The organism is Modestobacter sp. Leaf380 (assembly GCF_001424485.1).
GTDB lineage: Bacteria > Actinomycetota > Actinomycetes > Mycobacteriales > Geodermatophilaceae > Klenkia.
On record NZ_LMQC01000020.1, the window covers coordinates 111926 to 130151 of the forward strand.

The window sequence follows — 18226 nt, forward strand, 5'->3', positions numbered from 1 at the left end:
GTCGGCCGGGTGGTGGGGGGAGAGCTGCGACGATGGTGGCGTGCCTGCACGTCTGACGGTGATCGCCGACACGCACCTGCCCAAGCGGGCGAGGGACCTGCCGCATTCCCTCTGGCGTGAGATCGATGCCACCGATGTCGTCGTCCACGCCGGCGACTGGGTCGACGTGGCCCTGCTCGACGAGCTGGAGCGCCGGGCTCACCGGTTGGTCGGCGTCCACGGCAACAACGACCACGGCCCGCTGCGCGAGCGGCTGCCCGAGGTGGCCCGGGTCGAGATCGAGGGCGTCCGCCTGGCCGTGGTGCACGAGACCGGGGACGCGAAGGGCCGCGAGGCACGCTGCTCGGTGGGCTACCCGGACACCGACGTCCTGGTGTTCGGCCACAGCCACATCCCCTGGGACACCACGACCGCCACCGGACTGCGGCTGCTCAACCCGGGCTCGCCGACCGACCGCCGGCGCCAGCCGCACTGCACCTACCTGACCGCGGTCGCCGATGCCGGCGTCCTGCGCGACGTCGTGCTGCACCGGCTGCCCCCGCGCACGTGAGCCCGCCCCTGCCGCCCGCCGCGGTCGCGCTGCTCGCCTGCCCGGTCTGCAGCGAGGGGTTCACGGTGGCGGGGGAGTCGCTGCGCTGCGCAGCCGGGCACGCGTTCGACCGGGCCCGCCAGGGCCACGTCACCCTGCTGCCGCCCTCGGGGTCCCGGCACGGAGGTGACTCGGCGGCGATGGTCGCCGACCGGGCCGGCTTCCTGGCCGCCGGCCACTACGCCGGGGTGACGTCGGCGCTGGCCGACGCGGTGCTGGCCGAGGGGGAGCCCGGCACGCTGCTGGACCTGGGTGGGGGTACCGGGGACCACCTGGCCGGCGTGCTCGACCGAGCTCCCGCCGCCGTCGGGGTGGTCCTGGACGCCTCCCGGTACGCGGCCCGCCGGGCCGCCCGGGCGCACCCCCGGGCGATGGCGGTGGTCTCGGACAGCTGGTCGGCCTGGCCGGTGCGTCCGGCCTCGGTCGACCGGGTGCTGGTGGTCTTCGCCCCGCGCAACGGCGCGGAGACCGCGCGGGTGCTGGCACCGGGCGGGCGGCTGGTGGTGGTGACCCCGGCGGCGGACCACCTGGGGGAGCTGGTCGGCCCGCTGGGCCTGCTCTCGGTGGACCCGGACAAGGCCGCGCGGCTGGCCGCCTCGCTGGAACCGCACCTGCGCCCGGTCGCGACGGGTGGGCACCGCGAGGTGCTCGAGCTCGACCACGGCGCGGTGCGGACGCTGGTGGGGATGGGCCCGCACGCGAGGCACCTGGCGCCGGGGGCCCTGGACGCCGCCGTGGCCGCGCTGCCGGCCCGGGTGGCGGTCACCGTGGCCGTCGACGTCTCGACCCACGCCGCTGGGAGCTGAGCGGGCCGCAGACGCAGACGAGGGCCCGGCCTGGTGGCCGGGCCCTCGTCGGAGGTCCTACGCGGTCTGTGGGACCGCCGGGGTCAGCGTCGGACGGACTTGCGGCCGCTGACGGCCACGTAGACGCCCAGCACGATGATCGCGCCGACGATGGAGCCGATCCAGCCGGCGGTGCCCAGCTCGAAGCCGTTGCCGCTGATGAGGCTGCCCAGCAGGTTGCCGACCAGGGAGCCGATGATGCCCAGCACGATCGTGGCGACGATCGAGAGGTCCTGCTTGCCGGGGATGACGGCCCGGGCGATGAAACCGGCCACGAGGCCGATGACGATCAAGACGATGATGTTCCAGATCACGGGGGACCTCCAAGGGTGTGACGGCGCCGGGGCGCCGTCGGTGCGTCGGTCTCTCCAACGCAGATGATCATGTGCCCTGCCTGAGCGGCCCCAAACCGTCCGCGGGTCACGATCTGGTCCCGACGGGGGAGTGGACGCCCGCCTGCGGAAGCACCCCTTCCGACCCGTTCCCGCAGGTCAGTGGCCCGCCCCGAGGAGACCTGGGACACGCTCGAGGGTGGGGGTGGCACGCCTCTCGGACCCCGCCGGAGCGGCGTCACCCATCCCACGCACAGCGGGCGTGCACACCGTCTAAGCTCCGGGACGTGACGATCGCCCCCGCTCCGATCGTGAGCCGGCCCAGCCCGGCTCACGTGGCCGAGAAGGGTTCGCGGCTCTCGATGCTGCTGCGGACCACGGACCACAAGACCATCGGCCTGATGTACATGGCCACGTCGTTCAGCTGGTTCATGATCGGTGGCCTCATGGCCATGCTCATGCGCGGCGAGCTGGCGCGGCCCGGCCTCCAGTACCTGTCGAACGAGCAGTACAACCAGCTGTTCACCATGCACGGCACGGTGATGCTGCTCTTCTTCGCGACGCCGCTGTTCTTCGCGTTCGCGAACCTGATCCTGCCGCTGCAGATCGGCGCCCCCGACGTCGCCTTCCCGCGCCTGAACGCCTTCAGCTACTGGCTGTTCCTGTTCGGTGGGCTGATCATGATCTCCGGGTTCTTCACCCCCGGTGGTGCGGCCGACTTCGGCTGGTTCGCCTACAGCCCCCTCTCGGACGTGACGAACTCCCCGGGTGCCGGTGGGGACCTGTGGATCGCCGGCCTGGCCGTGTCCGGCCTGGGCACGATCCTCGGTGGCGTCAACTTCATCGCCACGATCGTCTGCCTGCGGGCCCCGGGCATGACCATGTTCCGGATGCCCATCTTCGTGTGGGCCGCCCTGGTCACCAGCGTCCTGATCCTGCTGGCCTTCCCGATCCTGACCGCGGCCCTGATGGCGCTGCTGGCCGATCGCCACCTGGGTGCGCTGGTCTTCTCCGCCGCCAACGGCGGGCCGATGCTGTGGCAGCACCTCTTCTGGTTCTTCGGGCACCCCGAGGTCTACATCATCGCGTTGCCGTTCTTCGGGATCATCTCCGAGATCATCCCGGTGTTCAGCCGCAAGCCGCTGTTCGGCTACAAGGGCATGATCTTCGCGATCATCGCCATCGGCGCCCTGTCGCTGACCGTGTGGGCACACCACATGTTCGCCACCGGTGCGGTGCTGCTGCCGTTCTTCAGCTTCCTGTCCTACGTCATCGCCGTGCCCACCGGCATCAAGTTCTTCAACTGGATCGGCACGATGTGGCGGGGGCAGCTGACCTTCGAGACGCCGATGCTGTTCTCCATCGGCTTCCTGGTGACCTTCCTCCTCGGCGGTCTGACCGGCGTGCTGCTGGCCTCCCCGCCGGTGGACTGGCACGTCTCGGACACCTACTTCGTCGTGGCGCACTTCCACTACGTGGTCTTCGGGACCGTGGTCTTCGCCGCCTACGCCGGCATCTACTTCTGGTTCCCCAAGATGTGTGGCCGGATGATGGACGAGCGGCTGGGCAAGGTGCACTTCTGGCTGACGTTCATCGGCTTCCACGCCACGTTCCTGGTGCAGCACTGGCTGGGCAACGAGGGCATGCCGCGTCGCTACGCCGACTACCTGCCCACCGACGGCTTCACCACGCTGAACACGATCTCCACGATCGGGTCCTTCGTGCTGGGCGCCTCGACGCTGCCGTTCCTGTACAACGTCGTGAAGTCCTGGAAGTACGGGCAGCTCGCACTGCGCGACGACCCCTGGGGCCACGGCAACTCCCTGGAGTGGGCGACGTCGTCCCCGCCGCCGCGGCACAACTTCCTGGAGATCCCGCGCATCCGCTCCGAGCGCCCCGCGTTCGAGCTGCACTACCCGCACCTGCGGGAGCGCATGGAGGCCGAGGCGCACGCCGGCAAGAAGCACGGCCCGTACGCCAGCGAGCTGGTGGACGGCACCGGTGCCCGTCAGGGCGCCAACGACCCCGACCCGTTCTGAGTCGGTAGCGCACGTCACCACGAACGCCCCGCAGGCCACCGGCCCGCGGGGCGTTCGCGCGTCCGCGGGAGTGTGTGCAGGACCGCAGTCCCACGTCGGGCACGATGACCGCCGTGACCGGCCCCGAGCAGGACGTCCCGACCACCCCGGCCCCGAACACCCCGGCCCCGACCACCCCGGCCCCGAACACCGAGGGCACCGCGGATCCGGTGGTCGACGTCCCGCACGCCGGCGCGCTGCTGACCGTGACCGGTGCCGACCGGCCGGGGGTGACCGCCCGGCTCTTCGCCGCCCTGGCCGTCCTGCCGGCGCTGGAGGTCGTCGACGTGGAGCAGGTCGTGGTGCACGGCCAGCTGGTGCTCGGCGTGGTGGTGCAGGAGCACGGTGCCGACGACGACGCCGCGCTGGTCGCGCGCCTGCGTCCGGTCGCCGCCCGGGTCGGTGACGAGGCCGGGGTGCAGGTGCTCGTGGAGCCCGCGGCCGGGGCGACGGGGCTGGTCGCCGACGGCGTCCGCAGGCACCACGTGATCGTGCTGGGCCGTCCGGTGCCCCCGGAGGCGGTCGGTGGCGCCGCCCGCGCCATCGCCGACGTCGGCGGCAACATCGACGCGATCCGCCGCCTCTCGGACTACCCCGTCACCAGCTTCGAGCTGACCGTCTCCGGCGCCGAGGCCGCCCCGCTGCGGGCCGCCCTGGGCGCGGTCGCGGCGGCCACCGGTGCCGACGTCGCCGTCGAGCAGGTGGGCCTGGCCCGGCGCAACAAGCGGTTGATCGTGCTCGACGTGGACTCGACGCTGGTGCGCGGTGAGGTCATCGACGAGCTGGCGGCGCGGGCGGGGCGGGCTGCGGAGGTCGGCCGGATTACCGCCGCCGCGATGAACGGTGAACTGGACTTCGAGCAGTCCCTCCGGGCCCGGGTGGCCGCGCTGGCCGGGCTGCCGGTCAGCGTCCTGGACGAGGTCCGCGAGCACCTCGTGCTGACCCCGGGGGCGCGCACCCTGATCCGCACCCTGCAGCGGCTGGGTTTCCGCTGCGGCATCGTCTCCGGCGGCTTCACCCAGATCACCGACCCGCTGGCAGCCTCGCTGGGCCTGGACTTCGCCGCCGCCAACACCCTCGAGGTCGCCGACGGCGTGCTGACCGGTGGTCTGGTCGGGGAGATCGTCGACCGGCCCGGCAAGGCCCGGGCCCTGGCCCGGTTCGCCGCCGAGTTCGGCGTCCCGCTGGACCAGACCGTCGCGGTCGGCGACGGCGCCAACGACCTGGACATGCTGGCCGCTGCAGGGCTGGGCATCGCGTTCAACGCCAAGCCCTTCGTGCGGGAGCAGGCGCACACGGCGCTGAACCAGCCCTACCTGGACGCGGTGCTGCAGGTGCTGGGCTTCACCCGCGACGAGGTCCTCGACGCGGTGTGACCCGGGGGTCTAGAAGCGCTGGGGCTCCCCGGACAGCTGCACGCCCGCGGTGCGCAGCTGCTCCAGGGCGGCGGCCGTCGTGCCCTCGGCCACCCCGACCGTCAGGGGCAGCAGCACCCGGGTGGTGAAGCCGGCCCCGACGGCGTCCAGCGCGGTCGCCCGCACGCAGTGGTCGGTCGCGATGCCGACCACGTCGACGTCGTCGACACCGTGGGAGCGTTGCCAGTCAGCCAGCCCGGTGCCCTCGCTGCTGCCCTCGAAGCCGGAGTAGGCCGCGGCGTGCTCGCCCTTGTCGAAGACCGCGCGCAGCAGGCCCCGGTCCAGGGCCGGGTGCAGGTCGACGCCGTCGGTGCCGACCACGCAGTGCCGCGGCCAGGTCTCCACGAAGTCCGGGGCATCGGAGAAGTGCCCGCCCGGGTCGACGTGGTGGTCCCGGGTGGCGACGACGTGGGCGTACTCGCCGCGCTCCAGGCCCTGCCCGGCGTGCTCGGTGACGGCCGCAGCCACGGCCGCCCCGCCGGCGACGGCCAGGCTGCCGCCCTCGCAGAAGTCGTTCTGCACGTCCACGACGATCAGCGCACGGGTCATGCCGACCATCCTGCCGCGCCCCCGGGGCCCCCGCTCAGGCGGTGACGGTGTCGATGGCGGGCTCCCCGCGGGACAAGGACCACGCCTCGGGTGGCAGCGCCGTGCGGACCTGCTCGTGGTGGGCGCGGGCGGCCCGCAGTGCCTGCGCCGGGGTGTCGGTGGACACCAGCTCCCCGCCGCGCACCAGTGGCACGGTCAGCGCCCGGTCGCCGTCCCGGCCCTCGACGTCCCCGGGGACGACGACCTCCGCGGTCGCGGTGCCCGACGCGTCGTGCCGACGGACGGCGGTCTTGCGGCCGCCGACCGACCGCTTGCCCTCGCTGTTCTTGGCCACCGGGACGCCGTCGCGCTCGACGAGCTTGTAGACCATCCCGACGGTGGGGGCGCCGGAGCCGGTGACCAGCGAGGTGCCCACGCCGTAGCCGTCGACGGGGGCGGCGGCCAGCGCGGCGATGGCGTACTCGTCCAGGTCGCTGGTGACGGTCACCCGGGTGCCGGTGGCGCCCAGGGAGTCCAGCAGCTCGCGCGCCTGGGTGGCCAGCAGGCCCAGGTCGCCGGAGTCCAGGCGCACCGCACCGAGCTCGGTGCCGGCGACCTCGATCGCCGTCGCGATGCCCTGCATCGTGTCGTAGGTGTCGACGAGCAGCGTGGTCCCGGTGCCCAGGGCCGCGACCTGCGCGCGGAAGGCGGCGGCCTCGTCGTCGTGGAGCAGGGTGAACGCGTGCGCGCTGGTGCCCGCGGTGGGGACGCCGTACCGGGCGCCTGCGGCGAGGTTGGACGTGGAGGCGAACCCGACCAGCCAGGCGGCGCGGGCGGAGGCGACGGCGGCCTCCTCGTGGGTGCGCCGGGAGCCCATCTCGATGCACGGCCGACCGCCGGCGGCGCCGACCATCCGGGCGGCGGCCGAGGCGATCGCGGAGTCGTGGTTGAGGATTGAGAGAGCCAGGGTCTCCAGCAGCACGGCCTGCCCGAACGGCGCCCGCACGGTGAGCACCGGGGAGCCGGGGAAGTACAGCTCGCCCTCGGCGTAGCCCTCGACGTCGCCGGTGAAGGAGAAGTCGGCCAGCCAGTCCAGCAGCGCGGGGTCGGTGAGGCCCTGCTCGCGGACCGCGGCCAGCTCGTCGTCGCCGAACCGGAAGTCGACCAGGTGCTCCAGCAGCCGGCCGGTGCCGGCCACGACGCCGTAGCGGCGGCCGTGCGGCAACCGCCGTCCGAAGACCTCGAAGACGCAGTCCCGGTCGGCGGTGCCGTCGGCCAGGGCGGCAGCCAGCATCGTCAGTTCGTACCGGTCGGTGAGCAGAGCGGACCCCAGCGGCATGGAGCTGGAGCGTAGGGGGCGACCTAGAGTGGTGCCGTGGCCGGACCCCTCGCGCCTGAGCGCACAGCCCCCGAGCGGACGGTGACGCCCGAGGTCACCCCCGACACGACCACCGGCGAGGAGTTCGAGCTCGACCGGCCGTGGGTCACCGTCGTGTGGGACGACCCGGTGAACCTGATGACCTACGTGACGTTCGTGCTGCAGGAGCTCTTCGGCTACGACGAGCCCACCGCCACGACGCTCATGCTGCAGGTGCACCACGAGGGCAGGGCGATCGTGAGCTCGGGCCCGCGGGAGCGGATGGAGCACGACACCAGCCGGCTGCACGCCTACGGCCTGTGGGCCAGCTACCAGAGGGACGCGTGAAGCCCTTCCGCCGCCGCGGCGACGTCGTCGTCGGCGGGCTGGTCGACGCCGAGGTGCGGGTGCTGGGGCTGCTGGTCGACCAGCTGGAGCAGCTGCTGTCCCTGGACGGCGACGACGCCGGCGGGGACCCGGTGCTGGACCGGCTGCTGCCGCCCGGGCACGCCTCGGACACCGAGATCGCCCGGGACTACCGGGACCTCACCGAGGCCTCGCTGCGCGAGGGGAAGGCCGACGACCTCGCGGTCGTGCGGGCCAGCACGCCCGAGGGGGGCGGGGAGGTCCGGCTCGACGAGGACCAGGCCCGCGCCTGGCTGCGGACCACGAACGACCTGCGGCTGGCCCTGGGCACCCGGCTGGGCATCACCGCAGACACCGAGCCGCCCACCGACCCCGAGGGGGAGGAGGCCCAGCAGCACGCCGTCTACGGCTGGCTCACCGCCGTGCAGGGGTCCCTCGTCGACGCGCTGGTCGCCGGGGGCCGCCGGAGGTGAGCACGACCAGCGAGGCCAGCAGCAGGTCCAGCACGAAGAACACGTAGACCAGGTTCGGCACGGTCAGGCCCTTCACCAGCCCGCCGATCGAGGCCAGCAGGACCACCGCGCTCAGGGCCAGCACCAGCAGCAGCCCGAGCACCCGGCCGACGACGACGATCACGTACTCCGTGCGGTCCGCGCCGGTGGGCTTCAGCGTCCGGGCGCCCCGCCGGGACAGCCGGCGGACCCCCAGCACGAGGGCCGGGACGGCGACCACCAGCACGCCGACCACCATCAGGACCTCGATCAGCAACGGTGCTCCACGAGTCGGCACCGTACCGGTCCGGCGGAGCGCGGACCCCGACCCGGCATCCCCGGGGGCGGGGAGAGGCCGGGCGAGGCCTAGACTCGCCCCCGTGCTGCGCATCGACCGGGCGACCCGCGACGCGATCGTCGCGCACGCCCGGGCCGACCACCCCGACGAGGCGTGCGGCGTCGTCGCCGGCCCCGAGGGCAGCGACCGGCCGGAGCGGTTCATCCCGATGCTCAACGCCGCCCGGTCGCCCACGTTCTACGAGTTCGACAGCGCCGACCTGCTCAGGCTCTACCGGGAGATGGACGACCGCGACGAGGTCCCCGTCGTCGTCTACCACTCGCACACCGCGACCGAGGCCCACCCCTCGCGCACCGACGTCAGCTACGCCTCCGAGCCGTTCGCGCACTACGTGCTCGTGTCCACCCGCGAGCACGGTGCGCAGACCGGCCTGGCCGGTGACGACGTCGAGTTCCGGAGCTTCCGGATCGTCGACGGCGTGGTCACCGAGGAGGACGTCGAGGTCGTCGAGTCCTACCTCTTCGGGCACTCGCCCACCACGGTCGTCTACGACTGAAGAAGGACCCCCTCGCCCCCGCGACGTGCTCCGCGCGCCTCGGGCCCTGCGAGGGGGCCGGTGGAATCAGAGTCCTGTCCAGGACGTTCCACCTGGTAGCGCCCGACCTCGCTGCGTGCTGCGCGGGGCACACCCCACTTATCAGAAGAGGTACGTCATGGCCATCGAGGTCCGGATCCCCACCATCCTGCGCACCCACACCGGCGGCAACAAGACCGTCTCCGGCGCTGGGGAGACCCTGGGCGCGCTGGTCGACGACATCGAGGGCCAGCACCCGGGCATCAAGGGCCGTCTGGTCACCGACGAGGGCAAGCTGCACCGCTTCGTCAACGTCTACGTCAACGACGAGGACGTCCGCTTCACCGGCTCGCTGGACACCCCGGTCAAGGACGGCGACTCCGTCACCATCCTGCCCGCGGTCGCCGGCGGCTGACCCCGACCCCACAGGAGCTGCCCCCGTGGCCCGTTTCGCCTCGCTCGTCGACTCCCTCGGCGGCACCCCGCTGGTCGGGCTGCCGTCCCTCTCGCCCACCGCCGACGTCCGGCTGTGGGCCAAGCTCGAGGACCGCAACCCGACCGGGTCGATCAAGGACCGGGCCGCCATCGCGATGATCGAGGCGGCGGAGAAGGAGGGGCGGCTGCGGCCCGGAGCGACCATCCTGGAGCCGACCAGCGGCAACACCGGCATCTCGCTGGCCATGGTCGCCCGCCAGCGCGGCTACCGGCTCATCTGCGTCATGCCCGAGAACACCTCGGTGGAGCGGCGGCAGCTGCTGGAGATGTACGGCGCGCAGATCATCGGATCACCGGCCGCCGGCGGCAGCAACGAGGCCGTCCGGCAGGCCAAGGCGCTCGCGGCGGAGAACCCGGACTGGGTGATGCTCTACCAGTACGGCAACCCGGCCAACGCCGAGGCGCACTACACCGGCACCGGCCCGGAGATCCTGGCCGACCTGCCCTCGATCACCCACTTCGTCGCCGGCCTGGGCACCACCGGCACGCTCATGGGGGTCTCCCGGTACCTGCGTGAGCACAAGCCCGGTGTGCAGGTGATCGCCGCCGAGCCGCGCTACGGCGAGCTGGTCTACGGCCTGCGCAACATCGACGAGGGGTTCATCCCCGAGCTCTACGACGCCGACCTGCTCGACAGCCGGTTCTCCGTGGGCCCCGACGACGCCGTGCACCGCACCCGCCAGCTCGTCGAGCGCGAGGGCGTCTTCGCCGGCATCTCGACCGGGGCGATCCTGCACGCCGCGCTGGGAATCGCGGACAAGGAGGTGGCGGCCGGGCGCAAGGCCGACATCTGCTTCATCGTCTGCGACGGCGGGTGGAAGTACCTGTCCACCGGCGCCTACGGCGGCACCCTGGACGAGGCCACCGCCGCCCTGGAGGGCCAGCTGTGGGCCTGAACGACGATCTCGCCCCCGACCTGCACGTCCCCGCCGCCGGGCTGCTCTTCGACAACGACGGCGTGCTGGTCGACAGCCTCGCCGCGGTGGAGAGCGCCTGGAGCCGGTGGGCCCTCGCGCACGACCTGGAGCCCGAGGCCGCGCTGTCGATCGTGCACGGCCGCCGGGCCGCGGACACGGTCGCGCTGCTCGTGGCCGAGGAGCAGCGGGCGGCTGCGACCGCGCTGATCGACGCCTTCGAGCTGGAGGACGCCGAGGTCGTCGCCGCCATGGCCGGCGTCCCGGCGTTGCTGGCCATGCTGCCGGTGGGGAGCTGGGCCGTGGTCACCTCCGGCACCCGCGCCCTGGCGACCGCCCGGCTGCGCAGCGCCGGCATCCCGGTGCCCGAGGTCTTCGTCGCCGCCGAGGACGTCACCGCCGGCAAGCCCGACCCGGCCGGCTACCTGGCCGCTGCGCGCGGGCTCGGAGTCGAGCCGGCCCGGGCCCTGGTGCTCGAGGACAGCCCCAGCGGCATCGCCGCCGGACTGGCCGCGGGCTGCCGGGTGCTGGGCATCGGCGAGGAGGCCCTGGCCACCCCCGCCGACCTCGTGGTGCGTGACCTGGCCGGGGCCCGGTGGGCCGGCGACGGGCTGCTGCTGCCGGCCGCCACCGTGCTGCGGGGCCCTGCAGACCGCTAGCCTGGGGCCCGAGATGGGGAACCCGGAGAGCGCTGCGGACGCACCGATCGGGGTGTTCGACTCCGGGGTGGGTGGTCTCACCGTCGTGCGGGCCGTGCTGGACCAGCTGCCGCACGAGTCCGTCCGCTACGTCGGGGACACCCGCAACGGCCCCTACGGTCCGCTGCCGATCGCCGAGGTCCGCGCGCACTCCCTGGCCGTCATGGACGACCTGGTCGAGGCCGGGGTCAAGATGCTGGTGGTGGCGTGCAACTCGGCCAGCGCCGCGTGCCTTCGCGACGCCCGCGAGCGGTACGACGTCCCGGTCGTGGAGGTCGTGCTGCCGGCCGTGCGGCGGGCCACCGCCGCCACCCGCAGCGGGCGGGTCGGGGTCATCGGCACCACCGCGACCATCACCTCCGGCGCCTACCCCGACGCCTTCGCCGCCGCCCCGCAGGTCACCGTCACCAGCGCCGCCTGCCCCAGCTTCGTGGACTTCGTCGAGCGCGGGGTGACCAGCGGGCGCCAGCTGCTGGGGCTGGCCCAGTCCTACCTGGACCCGCTGCTGGCCGCCGACGTCGACACGGTCGTGCTGGGCTGCACGCACTACCCGCTGCTCACCGGGGTCCTCTCCCTCGTCCTGGGCGACGGCGTGACCCTGGTGTCCAGCGCGGAGGAGACCGCCAAGGACGTCTACCGGGTGCTCACCACCGCCGACCTGCTGCGCCCGGAGTCCGCCGGGCCCCCGCGGCACGCCTTCCTGGCCACCGGTGACCCCGAGCCCTTCGCCCGCCTCGGCCGGCGGTTCCTGGGCCCGGAGATCGACCAGGTGCAGGCAGCGTGAGGCTCACCGTCGTCGGCTGCTCGGGCTCGGCACCCGGCCCGGACTCCCCGGCCTCCTGCTACCTCGTCGAGCACGAGGGCTACCGGCTGCTGTTGGACCTGGGCAATGGGGCCTTCGGGGCGCTGCAGCGGGTGGTCGACCCGGACGCGGTCGACGCCGTGTTCCTCTCCCACCTGCACGCCGACCACTGCCTGGACGTCGCGCCCTTCGTCGTCTGGAAGCGGTACTCGGGGCGCTCCACCCGCGACCGGGTGCCGCTGTACGCCCCCGTGGGCGCGGACCGTCGGCTGCGGCTGGCCTACGACGCCGCCGACGGCCCGGTCGACGACGTGTTCGACGTGTTCGCCATCGGGCCGGGGGAGTGGCAGCTGGGGCCCTTCCAGGTCTCCACCGCGCGCACCGCCCACCCGGTGGAGTGCCACGCCGTGCGGCTCACCGCCGGCGGGCGGTCGCTGGTCTACACCGGCGACACCGGCGTCAGCCCGGCCGTGGTCGCGCTGGCCCGGGGGGCCGACGTCCTGCTGGCCGAGGCGGCGCACCCCGACGTGCCCGGGCTGCCCCCGGACCTGCACCTGACCGGCCGCGAGGCCGGCGAGCACGCCCGGGACGCCGGGGTGGGCCGGTTGCTGCTGACCCACGTGCCGCCGTGGGTGGACCGGTCCGCCCAGCTGGCAGCAGCGTCCGAGGTGTTCGGCGAGACCGAACTCGTCGTCCCGCTCGGGGTCTACGAGGTCTGAGGAGGCCCGGTGGCAGCAGCAGCAGCGAAGGAGGAACGGGACGGCGTCTCGTTCTCCAGCCTGGACGACGAACTGGGTGACGGGCTCGGGGTGACCAAGCGGGCGCTGCTGGAGCACTACGACGCCTTCGCCGACCGGCTGGTGCCGCTGCTGGCCGGGCGCCCGCTGACCGCGGTGCGGATCCGCCCGGGAGCCGCGGCCTTCGTGCAGCGCGACGTGCCCAAGGGTGCCCCGGACTGGGTGCGGACCGCGGCCACCTGGTCCGACCGGGCCAAGCGCGAGGTGCACCAGGTGCTGGTCGAGGACCGGCGCACGCTGCTGTGGCTGGCCAACCAGCGGGCCGTCGAACTGCACGTCCCCTTCTCCACCTGGTCGACCGCCGAGGGGTTCGGTGAGCCCACCGGCCTGGTGCTGGACCTCGACCCGCCCGACGACGGGCCCTTCAGCGCCGTCGTCGCCACCGCCCGGCTGGCGCGGCAGGCGCTGGCCGACGCCGGACTGACCGCGGCCGTCAAGACCACCGGCTCGCGCGGGCTGCACCTCGTCGTCCCGGTGCACGGGTCCTCGCACGAGGACGTCGCCGCGGCCACCCGCGCACTGGCCGCCCGCACCGCTGCCCTGGACCCCGGGGTGGCCACCACGGCCTACGTCGTCGCCGAGCGCGGTGGCCGGGTGTTCGTGGACTCGACCCGTTCGGGCCGCGGCACCATCGCCGTCGCCTACTCCCCGCGCGCCCGCCCCGGCCTGCCGGTGTCCGCGCCGGTCTCCTGGGAGGACCTGGACGCCGCCGACCCGCGCGGCACCACCGTCACCGACGCGGCCGCCCGGATCGCCGGCGACCCGTGGGCCGACGCACTGCCCGCACCCCAGCTGCTGGATGCCGACGTCGTCGCCGAGGGCCACACCATCCCGGTCGCCCGGGTCGCCGCCATGCACGAGGGCAAGCGCCGCAAGGCCGCCGCCCGCGCCGCCGAGTGACGGCTGAGGGGGCGCGCCCACGTGCGGCGCGCCCCTCGGCTGTCACTCGGTGCGGGTCAGGCCTCGACCTCGCGGCGGTCCTCGGACCACATCGTGTGGAAGGAGCCGTCGGCGTCGACGCGCTTGTAGGTGTGCGAGCCGAACCGGTCGCGCAGGCCCTGGATGAGGGCGGCGGGGGAGCGCTCCGCGCGCAGCCCGTCGTAGTAGGCCAGCGCGCTGGCGAACCCGGGGGCGGGCACGCCGTGCCGGGCGGCGCCGGCGACCACCTGGCGCCAGCCCTCCTGGGCGTCGGCGACGGCGTCCCGGAAGTACTCGTTGGTCAGCAACGTGGTCAGGTCGGGCTCGTCGCTGAAGACCTGGCGGACCCGGTCCAGGAACGCGGCCCGGATGATGCAGCCGTCCCGCCAGATCGCGGCGAGGGCGCCACGGTCGACGTCCCAGCCGTGCTCCTCTGCGCCCCTCGCGATCTGGTCGAAGCCCTGGGAGTAGGCGACCACCTTGGCCGCGTAGAGCGCCTGGCGGACGCTCTCGGTGAACGCCTCCCGGTCGGCGACCTGGTCGTCCCAGTCGCGGCCGGGGCCCGGGAGCACCTCCTGGGCGGCGGCGCGCTGGTCGACGTGGCCGGACAGCGCACGGGCGAAGACGGCCTCGGCGATGCCGGAGACCGGGGTGCCCAGGTCCAGTGCGGACTGCACGGTCCAGCGGCCCGTGCCCTTCTGCTCCGCCTCGTCCAGCACGACGTCGACGAAGGGCTTGCCGGTCTTCGCGTCGGTGTGCCGCAGCACCTCGGCGGTGATCTCGATCAGGTAGGACTGCAGGTCGCCCTCGTTCCAGGTGGCGAACACGTCCCCGATCTCGGCCGGCGTCATCCCCAGGCCCTGGCGCAGCAGGTCGTAGGCCTCGGCGATGAGCTGCATGTCGGCGTACTCGATGCCGTTGTGCACCATCTTGACGAAGTGCCCGGCGCCGTCGGTGCCCACGTGGGTGCAGCAGGGCTCGCCGTCGACGTGGGCGGAGATGTCCTCCAGCAGCGGGCCGATGACCGCGTAGGCCTCCGCCGAGCCGCCGGGCATGATGCTCGGCCCGTTCAGCGCGCCCTCCTCGCCGCCGGAGATCCCGGCGCCGACGAAGTGCAGGCCCCGCTCACCGAGCTCGGCGGTGCGCCGGATCGTGTCGGTGTAGCGGGCGTTGCCGCCGTCCACCAGCACGTCGCCCTCGTCCAGCAGCGGTGCGATCGCCTCGATGACGGCGTCGGTGGGGTCGCCCGCAGCGACCATCACGATCACCTTGCGGGGCCGCTCCAGGGCGGCGACCAGGTCCTCGAGGGACTCGACGGGGACCAGGTCGCCGTCCTCGGCGTGCGCGCTCATCAGCGCGTCGGTCTTGGCCTTCGTGCGGTTGTGCACCACCACGTGGTGCCCGTGCCGGGCCAGGTTGCGGGCGAGGTTGGCACCCATGGTCGCGAGCCCGGTGACGCCGATCTGTTCGCTCATGCACCCGGTCGTGCCCGACCGGGTGGTGGGCTACACGTGTCGAGGGACTCCCCGCACGGGACGTCAGTCCAGACCGAGGTCCCGCCGGAGCTTGGCGACGTGGCCGGTGGCCTTCACGTTGTACCCGGCCTTCTCGACCCGGCCGTCGGCGTCGATGACGAACGTCGAGCGGATCACCCCGACGACCTCCTTGCCGTACAGCTTCTTGGGCCCGAAGGCGCCGTAGGCCTTCATGACCTCCTTCTCCGGGTCGGAGACCAGGGTGATCGACAGCGACTCCTGCTCCCGGAACCGGGCCAGCTTCTCCGGGGCGTCGGGGGAGATGCCGATGATGTCCAGCCCGGCCTCGGCGAACTCGCCGGCCGCCGAGGTGAAGTCGACGGCCTGCGTGGTGCAGCCCGGGGTGAGCGCGGCCGGGTAGCAGTAGACGACCACGCGGCGGCCACGGCGGTCGGCCAGCGAGACCGGGTTGCCGTCGGCGTCGGGCAACGTGAAGTCGGGGGCCTGGTCGCCGGGGGAGAGCCGGGTCGGGGTGGCGGTGTCGCTGTCGGTCACGGGTGCATGGTGGCAGACCCCGGCGCGGGGGTGGCCGGCTCAGCCGGCCAGGAAGCTGAAGCGGACGTGCCGGGTCGGGTTGTCGCCGTTGGTGTCGACGAAGCAGACCCGCTGCCAGGTGCCCAGCGCCATCCGGCCCTCGAGCACCGGGATGGTGGCGTGCGGGGGCACGAACGCCGGCAGCACGTGGTCCCTGCCGTGCCCGGGGGAGCCGTGCCGGTGCCGCCACCGGTCGTCGGTGGGCAGCAGCACGTCCAGCTGCGCCAGCAGGTCGTCGTCGCTGCCGGCGCCGGTCTCGATGACGGCGATCCCGGCGGTGGCGTGCGGGACGAAGACCTGCAGCAGGCCGTCGCCCTCGCCGCGGACGAACTCCGCGCACTCGTCGGTCAGGTCCACGACGCTGGGCACGCCGCCGGTGCGCACCTGGCGCAGTTCCGATCGCATGCCCCGATGGTGCGGCGGCCGGGCCGCTCGCGCAGCCCGGCCGCAGGTGCGACCGCTCAGAGCGCGACGAGCAGCTGCACCAGGCCGGCGAGGAACCCCAGGGTGCCGACGCCGAGCATCACGGCCTGCGGCACGAAGGACCGGAACACCGAGGCGATGCCGGCGAAGAACAGCGACAGCGCCAGCAGCACGGTGGCGACGTCGAACTGGCCGCCCTGCTCGTCGTTGGCCCGGGCCTGGGCGAAGACGGAGTCGGACTGCTCGGTGAGCTCGTTGCCCTGGGCGTACTCCTCCAGCGCGTAGGGCGACCCGGCGTCGGTGTCGAAGGGGTCGGTCACCTCGTCGCCGGTCTGGTCGTACCAGTCGATCGTCGTCTGCAGGTTCTCGCTCATGAACTGGTCGCGGAAGACGTCGGCGGTGTCGGCGTCCCCGGTGACCAGGTAGCCGGCGTAGGTGAGGAACAGCCCGCGGTCGTAGTTGAACTGCCCGTTCGCGTCGCCGTAGACGTCGGCGGCCTGGCTGGTGAGGTTGTTGGCCTCGGAGTAGCCGGCGATGGCGTCGCCGCCCAGGACGCCGCTCTGGTAGGCGGCGAAGGCGGTGGCCGTCGCCGAGAGGCCCAGCACCAGGGCGGCGCCGAGCTCGAGGAAGCGGCTGCGCTTCTCCTCGCGGGTCTCGGCGGGCCCGGCAGCGGGGGTCACGTCGTCGGTGGAGGCGCCGTGCTGGGACATCGGGCGTGGTCCTCGTCTGTCGTCTGCGGCCTGACCAGCGGGTCGACCAGCGCGGACAGTAGGTGTCGACGACCGTCGACGAGGGTGCCGTGCACCGCGCGCCGCCCGGTCGCGCCGACGGCGTCGTCGCACCCGCCCCACCCCACTACCCTCGTCCCACGTGACCCTCCCCGAGAGCGCCCGACCTGCAGGAACCCGTGCCGACGGCCGCCGTGCCGACGAGCTGCGCCCGGTGACGATCACCCGGGGCTGGCTGGACCACGCCGAGGGGTCTGTGCTCGTCGAGTTCGGCCGGACCCGGGTGCTGTGCGCGGCCAGCGTCACCGAGGGCGTGCCCCGCTGGCGCCGCGGCTCGGGCCTGGGCTGGGTGACCGCCGAGTACTCGATGCTCCCGCGCGCCACCCACACCCGCAGCGACCGCGAGTCGGTCAAGGGCAAGGTCGGGGGCCGCACGCACGAGATCAGCCGGCTGATCGGCCGCTCGCTGCGGGCCTCCATCGACCTGTCCGCACTGGGGGAGAACTCGATCGCGCTGGACTGCGACGTGCTGCAGGCCGACGGCGGCACCCGCACCGCGGCCATCACCGGGGCCTACGTGGCACTGGCCGACGCGGTGGCGTACCTGGGGGAGCGCAAGAAGCTCGCGAAGAAGGCGCCCCTGGTCCAGTCGGTGGCCGCGGTGAGCGTCGGCGTCATCGACGGCCAGCCTCGGCTGGACCTGGCCTACGAGGAGGACGTGCGCGCCGGGACCGACATGAACGTCGTGTGCACCGGGGACGGCGGCTTCGTCGAGGTGCAGGGCACCGCCGAGGGTGCGGTGTTCGACCGGGCGACGCTGGACCAGCTGCTGGACCTCGCCGTCGCCGGGTGCGCCGACCTCACCCGCCTGCAGGAGCAGGCCCTGCAGGCCACGGTCTCCCGGTGAGCCGGCTGCTGCTGGCCACCCGCAACGCCGGCAAGCTCGCCGAGCTGCAGCGGCTGCTGGCCACCGCCGTCCCCGGGGTCCAGGTGCTCGGGCTGCGCGACGTCGAGGAGTACCCGGAGGCCCCCGAGGACGGCGCCACCTTCGAGGACAACGCGCTGCTCAAGGCCCGCGAGGCCGTCCGGTACAGCGGTCTGCCGGCCGTCGCCGACGACTCCGGCATCACCGTGGACGCGCTGAACGGGATGCCGGGCATCCTGTCCGCCCGCTGGTCGGGCCGGCACGGGGACGACCCGGCCAACACCACGCTGCTGCTGGGCCAGCTCGCCGACGTGCCCGACGAGCGGCGGGGCGCGGCGTTCGTCTGCGCCGCCGCGGTGGTCACCCCCGACGGCACCGAGCGGGTGCTGCGCCGGGAGTGGCGCGGGGTCGTCGTCCGGGAGCCGCGGGGCACCAACGGCTTCGGCTACGACCCGGTGTTCGTCCCCGAGGGCCTGCAGGTGACGTCGGCGCAGCTGTCCCCGGCCGACAAGGACGCGATCAGCCACCGCGGGCAGGCCTTCGCGGCGCTGGTGCCGGTGCTCGGGGAGCTGCTCGGCAGCTGA

23 protein-coding genes are annotated in these 18226 nt (G+C 73.7%); 15 read left to right on the plus strand and 8 right to left on the minus strand.

The window, feature by feature from the left end; genetic code table 11:
- Positions 1-40 precede the first annotated feature (40 nt).
- Both ASG41_RS15900 and ASG41_RS15905 read left to right on the plus strand, forming a co-directional pair.
- Positions 41-550 carry a metallophosphoesterase gene (locus tag ASG41_RS15900; protein ID WP_056298139.1) on the plus strand — a complete coding sequence of 170 codons (510 nt, stop codon included), beginning with the start codon at positions 41-43 and terminating at the stop codon, positions 548-550.
- Positions 547-1395 (plus strand): putative RNA methyltransferase, encoded by an 849-nt coding sequence (locus ASG41_RS15905; protein ID WP_056297086.1) that lies wholly within the window; start codon positions 547-549, stop codon positions 1393-1395. The genes ASG41_RS15900 and ASG41_RS15905 overlap by 4 nt, the downstream gene beginning before the upstream one ends.
- A gap of 83 nt (positions 1396-1478) precedes the next feature.
- On the opposite strand, the gene ASG41_RS15910 is transcribed toward ASG41_RS15905, so the two are convergent.
- Complete coding sequence (locus tag ASG41_RS15910; protein WP_056297089.1) at positions 1479-1748, minus strand: GlsB/YeaQ/YmgE family stress response membrane protein; 270 nt, start codon at positions 1746-1748, stop codon at positions 1479-1481.
- 305 nt (positions 1749-2053) lie between these two features.
- Between ASG41_RS15910 and ctaD the strand changes: the two genes are divergently transcribed.
- Together ctaD and serB are read left to right on the plus strand one after the other, a co-directional pair.
- A complete protein-coding gene (gene ctaD / locus ASG41_RS15915) occupies positions 2054-3805 on the plus strand; it encodes a cytochrome c oxidase subunit I (RefSeq protein WP_056297093.1) in 1752 nt (583 codons plus the stop codon).
- Positions 3806-3918: 113 nt separating this feature from the next.
- The gene (gene serB, locus ASG41_RS15920) at positions 3919-5220 is read left to right on the plus strand and encodes a phosphoserine phosphatase SerB (RefSeq protein WP_235564846.1); all 1302 of its coding nucleotides are present in this window, start codon (positions 3919-3921) and stop codon (positions 5218-5220) included.
- Positions 5221-5229: 9 nt separating this feature from the next.
- Here serB and ASG41_RS15925 read toward each other — a convergent pair whose 3' ends face one another.
- Positions 5230-5808, minus strand: coding sequence for an isochorismatase family protein (locus ASG41_RS15925; RefSeq protein ID WP_056297096.1), 579 nt, complete (start codon positions 5806-5808; stop codon positions 5230-5232).
- Positions 5809-5842: 34 nt separating this feature from the next.
- Positions 5843-7126 carry a nicotinate phosphoribosyltransferase gene (locus ASG41_RS15930; RefSeq protein WP_056297099.1) on the minus strand — a complete coding sequence of 428 codons (1284 nt, stop codon included), beginning with the start codon at positions 7124-7126 and terminating at the stop codon, positions 5843-5845.
- 36 nt (positions 7127-7162) lie between these two features.
- Here ASG41_RS15930 and clpS point away from each other — a divergent pair, with 36 nt between their 5' ends.
- Complete coding sequence (clpS, locus tag ASG41_RS15935) at positions 7163-7492, plus strand: ATP-dependent Clp protease adapter ClpS (protein WP_056297102.1); 330 nt, start codon at positions 7163-7165, stop codon at positions 7490-7492.
- A complete protein-coding gene (locus ASG41_RS15940) occupies positions 7489-7983 on the plus strand; it encodes a DUF2017 family protein (protein ID WP_056297105.1) in 495 nt (164 codons plus the stop codon). Before clpS ends, ASG41_RS15940 begins: the two co-directional genes overlap by 4 nt.
- Here the strand turns inward: ASG41_RS15940 and ASG41_RS15945 are convergent.
- On the minus strand, positions 7925-8278 hold the full coding sequence (locus tag ASG41_RS15945; RefSeq protein ID WP_056297108.1) for a hypothetical protein: 354 nt from the start codon (positions 8276-8278) through the stop codon (positions 7925-7927). The genes ASG41_RS15940 and ASG41_RS15945 overlap by 59 nt on opposite strands.
- Positions 8279-8381: 103 nt before the next feature.
- On the opposite strand from ASG41_RS15945, the gene ASG41_RS15950 reads away from it, so the two are divergent.
- From ASG41_RS15950 to ASG41_RS15980, 7 genes are all read left to right on the plus strand, one after another.
- Complete coding sequence (locus ASG41_RS15950; protein ID WP_056297112.1) at positions 8382-8855, plus strand: Mov34/MPN/PAD-1 family protein; 474 nt, start codon at positions 8382-8384, stop codon at positions 8853-8855.
- Positions 8856-9012: 157 nt separating this feature from the next.
- Positions 9013-9288 (plus strand): MoaD/ThiS family protein, encoded by a 276-nt coding sequence (locus ASG41_RS15955; protein WP_056297115.1) that lies wholly within the window; start codon positions 9013-9015, stop codon positions 9286-9288.
- Positions 9289-9313: 25 nt separating this feature from the next.
- The gene (locus tag ASG41_RS15960) at positions 9314-10264 is read left to right on the plus strand and encodes a PLP-dependent cysteine synthase family protein (protein ID WP_056297120.1); all 951 of its coding nucleotides are present in this window, start codon (positions 9314-9316) and stop codon (positions 10262-10264) included.
- Positions 10255-10941, plus strand: coding sequence for an HAD-IA family hydrolase (locus ASG41_RS15965; protein WP_200939008.1), 687 nt, complete (start codon positions 10255-10257; stop codon positions 10939-10941). The genes ASG41_RS15960 and ASG41_RS15965 overlap by 10 nt, the downstream gene beginning before the upstream one ends.
- Positions 10942-10954: 13 nt before the next feature.
- Entirely contained in the window at positions 10955-11764 is an 810-nt protein-coding gene (gene murI / locus ASG41_RS15970; RefSeq protein ID WP_056297122.1) for a glutamate racemase, read from the plus strand.
- A complete protein-coding gene (locus ASG41_RS15975) occupies positions 11761-12501 on the plus strand; it encodes an MBL fold metallo-hydrolase (protein WP_056297125.1) in 741 nt (246 codons plus the stop codon). Before murI ends, ASG41_RS15975 begins: the two co-directional genes overlap by 4 nt.
- Positions 12502-12510: 9 nt before the next feature.
- A complete protein-coding gene (locus tag ASG41_RS15980; RefSeq protein WP_056297127.1) occupies positions 12511-13479 on the plus strand; it encodes a DNA polymerase domain-containing protein in 969 nt (322 codons plus the stop codon).
- A gap of 56 nt (positions 13480-13535) precedes the next feature.
- Here ASG41_RS15980 and gndA read toward each other — a convergent pair whose 3' ends face one another.
- The 4 genes from gndA to ASG41_RS16000 form a co-directional block, all read right to left on the minus strand.
- Positions 13536-14972, minus strand: coding sequence for an NADP-dependent phosphogluconate dehydrogenase (gndA, locus tag ASG41_RS15985; protein ID WP_056297129.1), 1437 nt, complete (start codon positions 14970-14972; stop codon positions 13536-13538).
- Positions 14973-15035: 63 nt separating this feature from the next.
- Positions 15036-15527, minus strand: coding sequence for a thioredoxin-dependent thiol peroxidase (gene bcp / locus ASG41_RS15990; protein ID WP_056297131.1), 492 nt, complete (start codon positions 15525-15527; stop codon positions 15036-15038).
- A gap of 39 nt (positions 15528-15566) precedes the next feature.
- Positions 15567-15971, minus strand: a complete 405-nt coding sequence (locus ASG41_RS15995; protein WP_056297134.1) for a YjbQ family protein — start codon at positions 15969-15971, stop codon at positions 15567-15569.
- Between the two features lie 56 nt (positions 15972-16027).
- Positions 16028-16699, minus strand: coding sequence for a DUF4337 family protein (locus tag ASG41_RS16000; protein ID WP_056297137.1), 672 nt, complete (start codon positions 16697-16699; stop codon positions 16028-16030).
- 160 nt (positions 16700-16859) lie between these two features.
- Between ASG41_RS16000 and rph the strand changes: the two genes are divergently transcribed.
- Positions 16860-17624 (plus strand): ribonuclease PH, encoded by a 765-nt coding sequence (rph, locus tag ASG41_RS16005; RefSeq protein WP_082557015.1) that lies wholly within the window; start codon positions 16860-16862, stop codon positions 17622-17624.
- Positions 17621-18226, plus strand: coding sequence for an RdgB/HAM1 family non-canonical purine NTP pyrophosphatase (rdgB, locus tag ASG41_RS16010; RefSeq protein ID WP_056297143.1), 606 nt, complete (start codon positions 17621-17623; stop codon positions 18224-18226). The genes rph and rdgB overlap by 4 nt, the downstream gene beginning before the upstream one ends.